The organism is Colwellia sp. BRX8-7 (assembly GCF_014077275.1).
In the GTDB taxonomy this organism is placed as follows: Bacteria; Pseudomonadota; Gammaproteobacteria; order Enterobacterales; family Alteromonadaceae; genus Colwellia_A.
Window position 1 is genome coordinate 1 of record NZ_JACGVP010000063.1, and the last position, 1,573, is coordinate 1,573.

Below are 1,573 nucleotides of genomic sequence, written 5' to 3' on the forward strand. Positions count from 1 at the left end.
CATAGACACAATGACTCCCCACAAGGTGCTAGCCTCTAAATGTGGGTTAGTTTTACAAACCAGAGCCATAATATATGTGTCAACATTATCAAACAGAGGCTAGCATGATAAAACATAACATACTTTTCATTGGCTTAGATACCCATAAAACATTTACTGAAGTCGCTTATATTGAAGACCAACGTGGCGCTAAATCAACTCATCTAGGTAAAATACTCAGTAATAAAGCCGCCTTTAAAAAACTCGCGCGACAATTACAATCAAAATACCCAGATGCCACACTTCATTTTGTTTACGAAGCAGGACCTTGTGGCTATTGGATTTACCGCTTTCTCACCAGCCTTAATCATTGCTGCTATGTCATCGCACCTTCTCTTATCCCTAAAAAACCAGGAGAGAAAATCAAAACCGATAAACGTGATGCGCTCAAACTTGCAAAGCTGCTCAAGTCTGAAGATTTAACGCCTATCTATGTTCCTGAGCCCGAAGATGAAGCCGTACGTGACTTATCTCGGGCACGAGAAACAGGCATGAAAGACTTAAAGGATGCTAAATATCAACTTAAAGCATTGTTGTTACGTAACAACATTAACAGCAAAATAAAAGATAACTGGTCATTACAACATTTGCGTTGGCTCGCTGAATTAGTATTACCTCATCCTTGTCAGCAAATTGTTTTGCAAGAAGCGGTTTTAACCATTAATGAACGACTAAAACGCTTAAAAAGGCTGGATAATGAATTAACACATCAAGTGAAAAACTGGCGATTTTATCCTGTAGTTAAAGCGATACAGGCGCTCCGTGGTGTGAGGTTATTAGTCGCCACAGGAGTGATTGCCGAACTAGGTGACTTATCACGGTTCGACCATCCCAGAAAATTAATGAGCTACCTTGGTCTTGTACCAAGCGAACATTCAAGTGGCGATAAACGCCATTTAGGTGCTATTACCAAATGCGGTAACAGCCGTGCAAGACGACTACTGGTCGAAGGTGCACATTCGTATAAACACAACGCCAATATTTCAAAAGAAATGCAATTAAGGCAGGAAGGGTTAAGTAAAGAAATCATCGATATGGCATGGCAAGCACAATTGAGGTTATGCAGACGATATAATCGACTCATGCACAAAGGCAAACATCGTAATGTGGTCGTTACGGCCATTGCCAGAGAAATGATCGCTTATATTTGGGCTATTTCTCGCGAGGTAGTGCTACCAAAAATTGATGTGAAGCTAAGAATATCGAGAGTACCTGCATGAATAAAAGTTTTGAGTTAGCGCATGGGATCAAGCATCGGGTGTGGCACAATCACCGACGGCGTTAGGACGGCAATAGCCTAACGGCTATTGAACCGCGAACATAGACTGAAGACAGGTGCCACGACGAAATGAGTAAGGTAGGCGCTGCTAGCAAACAAGTTAGTAATCCACGAATATCAGCATGATAACCGACGAAATTACTTGCTTCATTCTATGCGTTAACTCACTTAATACTAAAAGTGAATACAATGGTTCTGAAATTAATGAACAAGGATCAGTGTATTTAACTTGACGTGGGGAGTCATACCAACGCC

1 protein-coding gene is annotated in these 1,573 nt (G+C 41.2%); it reads left to right on the forward strand.

Translation table 11 applies throughout. From position 1 onward, the window contains the following. Nucleotides 1-104 precede the first annotated feature (104 nt). Nucleotides 105-1,259, forward strand: a complete 1,155-nt coding sequence (locus H4J57_RS19410) for an IS110 family transposase (protein ID WP_182243978.1) — start codon at nucleotides 105-107, stop codon at nucleotides 1,257-1,259. Nucleotides 1,260-1,573 lie beyond the last annotated feature (314 nt).

Excerpts from the sequence above, each read along its gene's own strand:
- H4J57_RS19410 (WP_182243978.1), top strand. The coding sequence starts at position 105 with ATGATAAAACATAACATACTTTTCATTGGCTTAGATACCCATAAAACA.